The sequence below is a fragment of the Streptomyces sp. NPDC059897 genome (assembly GCF_042730865.1).
Lineage (GTDB): Bacteria > Actinomycetota > Actinomycetes > Streptomycetales > Streptomycetaceae > Streptomyces.
Genome location: NZ_JBHWKQ010000081.1, coordinates 1 through 5,115 on the forward strand (window position 1 = coordinate 1; position 5,115 = coordinate 5,115).

Consider the following 5,115-nt stretch of genomic DNA (forward strand, 5'->3'; position numbering starts at 1 on the left):
GCCCGAGGGGGCCCCCCCGCCCTTGGGCGGGTGCGGCCCCTTCGTAGTTGCGCGTATGTGTACGCGCGCGTGCGTCAGCGCTGGGCGCGGTACTCCTCGGCCCAGACCTCCACGGTGTCGGCGGCCCGGTCGAACGCCGTGCGCCGCCCCAGGAAGTCCGCGCTGTGACTGGTGAGCAACGTCGTCTGATCCCCCTGCTGATCCCGCTGTACGAGGATCAGCGCCTGCCCCTGCACGGTGCGTGGCAGCCCGAGCCAGCGCACGGGCTGCTGCACCGTGCGCGCGGTGGCGACCCGGTCCCAGGGCGCCGTCCGGGTGACGAAGAAGCCGACGTGCCGCAGCCCGCGCGCGCTCACCCAGGTGCCCATGCGCAGCAGCCGCAGGGCCGACGCGATGATCAGCACCGCGAGGACACCGCAGACCGTCGCGGCGGACGTGTCGCCCGCGACGGCGATGATCACCGAGGCGAACAGCACGTACGACGCCAGGAGCAGCAGTACCGCGGCCGCTCCCACCCGGTACGGGCCCGGGCGGTACGGGCGGCGCCACTGGTCGCGGTCGTCGAAGGGCAGCGGGATGTCCGCGGCCTCGTCCAATGCACGGTCGGCCGTCAGGAAGGGCAGGGGCACGACGGGTCCTCACTCGGTCCACGCGGTATGGGGGCTGTGCCCGGTGAGGCTATCCGGGGTCGCACCGGCCTTCCACTCCAGGGGGTCCGGAGGGGGAGGGGACCGGCCGGCGACCGTCAGCGGCTGTCGGCCGCCTCCGACTGCTGTACGTGCTGCGTCGTCTGATCGATCGACAGGGCCGGCATCCCGATCAGCAGGGCGCCTACGAGGCCGGCCACGACGGTCAGGCCGACGAGCGCGCGTCCTGCGCGCTGCCCGGCGGAGGGACGCTCACGCGCGGGCGGTGTGACGTTGCTACGGAACTTGTCGGCTTCGGCTATGAAGGCGAACGGTACGGGCTCGCGCCGACGGAACATGGGACTGCTTCTCCTCAAACGACTCGTGATGCTCGATCAAAAATGTGTTCATCTACACAGACGAGCGATCGCTTCAAAGGGTGCCCTGTTTCACCAAATTCACCAAACTTCGCTCCTCTTCGCCGGAGATCGTCGACAGAAGCGCGCGAATGCCCTGTTGTCAGTGGTGGCCCGTAGAGTGGGCGCCGCCCTGGTGAAGTGATGGGAAGGACCCCGGCAGCATGACCGAAACCCCAGCTGAAGACCTCAAGCCGACGTTCCGCGGCGACGTCACCGTCGAGCTGGTGAAGCACACCGCGAGCGACACGGACGTGCTGTTCGCGGCCCGCGTCTCCACGCTCGGCGAGCAGTCGATCGACGAGCTGTCGAAGGACCCCGAGCGCTCCAAGGGCCTGATCAACTATCTGATGCGGGACCGGCACGGCAGCCCCTTCGAGCACAACTCGATGACGTTCCTGATCAGCGCCCCGATCTTCGTCTTCCGGGAGTTCATGCGACACCGCGTGGGCTGGTCGTACAACGAAGAGTCGGGCCGCTACAGGGAGCTGCAGCCGACGTTCTACGTGCCGGACGCCGACCGCAAGCTGGTCCAGGAGGGCCGCCCGGGCAAGTACCAGTTCGTCGAGGGCACCCAGGCGCAGCAGGAGCTGACGGGCCGCGTCATGGAGGACTCGTACCGCCAGGCGTACGAGGCGTACCAGGAGATGCTGGCCGCGGGTGTCGCCCGCGAGGTGGCCCGCGCGGTGCTCCCGGTCGGCCTGTTCTCGTCGATGTACGCGACGTGCAACGCGCGCTCGCTGATGCACTTCCTCGGCCTGCGCACGCAGCACGAGCTCGCCAAGGTGCCGTCCTTCCCGCAGCGGGAGATCGAGATGGTCGGCGAGAAGATGGAGGCGGAGTGGGCCGAGCTCATGCCCCTCACGTACGCGGCGTTCAACGCCAACGGCCGCGTGGCGCCGTAGTTCGGGCATCGGCACAGATGTACGGACGCTCGACTGAAGTGTCCGTATTGCGGCTTTTCGGAAAGTTCATCTAGCCTGATCAAACGGACCCGGCACTGCTTGAACCCCCGAGCAGGCAGTGCCGGGCTCCACCTTTGTTCCGACTTGTCGCATCCCCCGAGGGGGGACCCGGTACTGAGCAGCGAGTAGCGTGTTACCCATGGCTCCGACCTCGACTCCGCAGACCCCCTTCGGGAGGGTCCTCACCGCCATGGTCACGCCCTTCGCGGCGGACGGCGCACTCGACCTCGACGGCGCGCAGCGGCTCGCCGCCCACCTGGTGGACGCAGGCAATGACGGCCTGGTCGTCAACGGCACCACGGGCGAGTCCCCGACCACCAGCGACGCGGAGAAATCGGATCTCGTACGAGCCGTCGTCGAGGCCGTCGGCGACCGCGCCCACGTCGTCGCGGGCGTCGGCACCAACGACACCCGCCACAGCATCGCGCTCGCCCGCCAGGCCCAGCAGGCCGGCGCGCACGGCCTGCTCGCGGTGACGCCGTACTACAACAAGCCCCCGCAGGAGGGCCTGCTCCGCCACTTCACGGCGATCGCCGACGCGACCGAGCTCCCCGTGATGCTCTACGACATCCCGGGTCGCAGCGGCGTGCCGATCAACACCGACACGATCGTCCGGCTCGCCGAGCACCCGCGCATCGTGGCCAACAAGGACGCCAAGGGCGACCTCGGCCGCGCCTCCTGGGCCCTCGCCCGCTCGGGCCTCGCCTGGTACTCGGGCGACGACATGCTCAACCTGCCGCTGCTCTCGGTCGGCGCGTGCGGCTTCGTCTCCGTCGTCGGCCACCTCGTCTCGCCCGAGCTGCGCGCCATGCTCGACGCCTTCTCGACGGGCGACGTGCACAAGGCGACGGAGATCCACCAGAAGCTGCTCCCCGTCTTCACCGGCATGTTCCGCACGCAGGGCGTCATCACGACGAAGGCCGCCCTCGGCCTCCAGGGGCTCCCCGCGGGACCGCTGCGCCTGCCGCTCGTGGAACTCACCCCCGAAGAAACGGCCCAGCTCAAGATCGATCTTGCTGCCGGCGGGGTACAACTCTGATCACAGACTTGGCAAAGCTTCACAACTGAATGAACAGAATCACCAACTGAACAGCAGGACCCAGGAACCACCACAACTGCTATTGCACGAACGTCATGCGCGCCACGTGCCTACAGGTACGTGGCGCGCGTGGTTGAGGAGATCCTTTTGAGTCATCCGCATCCTGAACTCGGCGCCCCGCCGAAGCTTCCGAAGGGCGGCCTGCGGGTCACCCCGCTCGGCGGCCTCGGTGAGATCGGGCGCAACATGACCGTCTTCGAGTACGAAGGCCGTCTGCTGATCGTCGACTGCGGAGTGCTCTTCCCCGAGGAGGAGCAGCCCGGAATCGACTTGATCCTGCCGGACTTCACGTCCATCAGGGACCGTCTTGACGACGTCGAGGGCATCGTCCTGACGCACGGTCACGAGGACCACATCGGCGCCGTCCCGTATCTCCTGCGCGAGAAGCCGGACATCCCGCTGATCGGTTCCAAGCTGACCCTCGCGCTGATCGAGGCGAAGCTCCAGGAGCACCGCATCCGCCCGTACACCCTCGAGGTGTCCGAGGGCGAGCGCGAGCGCCTGGGCCCGTTCGACTGCGAGTTCATCGCGGTCAACCACTCCATCCCGGACGCGCTGGCCGTCGCCATCCGCACCCCGGCGGGCATGGCGGTCCACACCGGCGACTTCAAGATGGACCAGCTCCCGCTGGACCGCCGCCTGACCGACCTCCCGACGTTCGCGCGGCTCGGCGAGGAGGGCATCGACCTCCTCCTGACCGACTCGACGAACGCCGAGGTCCCGGGCTTCGTCCCGCCCGAGCGCGACATCTCGAACGTGATCCGCGGCGTCTTCGCCAGCGCGCAGAAGCGGATCATCGTCGCCTCCTTCGCCAGCCACGTGCACCGCATCCAGCAGATCCTGGACGCCGCGCACGAGTACGGCCGCAGGGTCGCCTTCGTCGGCCGCTCGATGGTCCGCAACATGGGCATCGCCCGGGACCTCGGCTACCTGAAGGTCCCCGCCGGCCTGGTGGTGGACGTCAAGACGCTCGACGACCTGCCCGACAGCGAGGTCGTCCTCGTCTGCACGGGATCGCAGGGCGAGCCGATGGCGGCCCTGTCCCGCATGGCCAACCGCGACCACCAGATCCGGATCGTCTCCGGTGACACGGTGATCCTGGCGTCGTCGCTCATCCCCGGCAACGAGAACGCGGTCTACCGCGTGATCAACGGCCTGACCCGCTGGGGCGCGAACGTGGTCCACAAGGGCAACGCCAAGGTGCACGTCTCGGGCCACGCGTCCGCGGGCGAGCTCCTGTACTTCTACAACATCTGCAAGCCCAAGAACCTGATGCCGGTCCACGGCGAATGGCGCCACCTGCGCGCCAACGCCGAGCTCGGCGCCCTCACCGGCGTCCCGCACGACCGCATCGTCATCGCGGAGGACGGCGTCGTCGTCGACCTCGTCGACGGCAAGGCGCGGATCTCCGGCAAGGTCCAGGCCGGTTACGTCTACGTGGACGGCCTCTCGGTCGGTGACGTCGGCGAGCCCGCGCTCAAGGACCGCAAGATCCTCGGGGACGAGGGCATCATCTCGGTCTTCGTGGTGGTGGACTCCAGCACCGGGAAGATCACCAGCGGCCCGAACATCCAGGCCCGCGGTTCCGGCATCGAGGACTCGGCGTTCCACGCGGTCCTCCCGAAGATCCAGGACGTCCTGGAGAAGTCGGCCCAGGACGGCGTCGTCGAGCCCCACCAGCTGCAGCAGCTCATCCGCCGCACGCTGGGCAAGTGGGTCTCGGACACGTACCGCCGTCGCCCGATGATCCTTCCGGTCGTCGTCGAGGTCTGAGGCACGTAAGGAGCGGGGCGCCTCGATTTGCATCGGGGCGCCCCGCTCCAGTACGTTTACGGTTCCGCTCGAGGGGAACCCGCCGCACTCACGTGCTCGGATCAACTCCCCGACACGGGGCGGAAATTCCGACTCAGAATCTCTGATAAAGTCGGCACCGCCGAAAGGCAAAGGCCCTCCAACGGCCACCGGAAATGAAATCCGAACCGGAAACGGAACGGAAAACGGATCTGGTA

The 5,115-nt window shown here is 68.2% G+C and carries 5 protein-coding genes; 3 read left to right on the plus strand and 2 right to left on the minus strand.

The window, feature by feature from the left end; genetic code table 11:
- Positions 1 to 74: 74 nt before the first annotated feature.
- Together ACFV9W_RS38955 and ACFV9W_RS38960 are read right to left on the minus strand one after the other, a co-directional pair.
- A complete protein-coding gene (locus tag ACFV9W_RS38955) occupies positions 75 to 629 on the minus strand; it encodes a hypothetical protein (protein ID WP_385770844.1) in 555 nt (184 codons plus the stop codon).
- 116 nt (positions 630 to 745) lie between these two features.
- Positions 746 to 985, minus strand: coding sequence for a hypothetical protein (locus ACFV9W_RS38960; RefSeq protein WP_385770846.1), 240 nt, complete (start codon positions 983 to 985; stop codon positions 746 to 748).
- A gap of 221 nt (positions 986 to 1,206) precedes the next feature.
- Between ACFV9W_RS38960 and thyX the strand changes: the two genes are divergently transcribed.
- The 3 genes from thyX to ACFV9W_RS38975 all read left to right on the plus strand — a co-directional run bounded on the left by thyX (position 1,207) and on the right by ACFV9W_RS38975 (position 4,879).
- Positions 1,207 to 1,947 carry an FAD-dependent thymidylate synthase gene (gene thyX / locus ACFV9W_RS38965; RefSeq protein WP_385770848.1) on the plus strand — a complete coding sequence of 247 codons (741 nt, stop codon included), beginning with the start codon at positions 1,207 to 1,209 and terminating at the stop codon, positions 1,945 to 1,947.
- Between the two features lie 199 nt (positions 1,948 to 2,146).
- Positions 2,147 to 3,046: a 4-hydroxy-tetrahydrodipicolinate synthase gene (gene dapA / locus ACFV9W_RS38970; RefSeq protein WP_385770850.1), complete on the plus strand. Its 900-nt coding sequence runs from the start codon at positions 2,147 to 2,149 to the stop codon at positions 3,044 to 3,046.
- Between the two features lie 147 nt (positions 3,047 to 3,193).
- Positions 3,194 to 4,879 carry a ribonuclease J gene (locus tag ACFV9W_RS38975; RefSeq protein ID WP_385770852.1) on the plus strand — a complete coding sequence of 562 codons (1,686 nt, stop codon included), beginning with the start codon at positions 3,194 to 3,196 and terminating at the stop codon, positions 4,877 to 4,879.
- Positions 4,880 to 5,115: the final 236 nt, after the last annotated feature.

What these genes read in the sequence shown, in the direction of transcription:
- ACFV9W_RS38960 (WP_385770846.1), bottom strand. Translation starts at nt 985, where the DNA reads ATGTTCCGTCGGCGCGAGCCCGTACCGTTCGCCTTCATAGCCGAAGCC.
- thyX (WP_385770848.1), top strand. Translation starts at nt 1,207, where the DNA reads ATGACCGAAACCCCAGCTGAAGACCTCAAGCCGACGTTCCGCGGCGAC.
- dapA (WP_385770850.1), top strand. Translation starts at nt 2,147, where the DNA reads ATGGCTCCGACCTCGACTCCGCAGACCCCCTTCGGGAGGGTCCTCACC.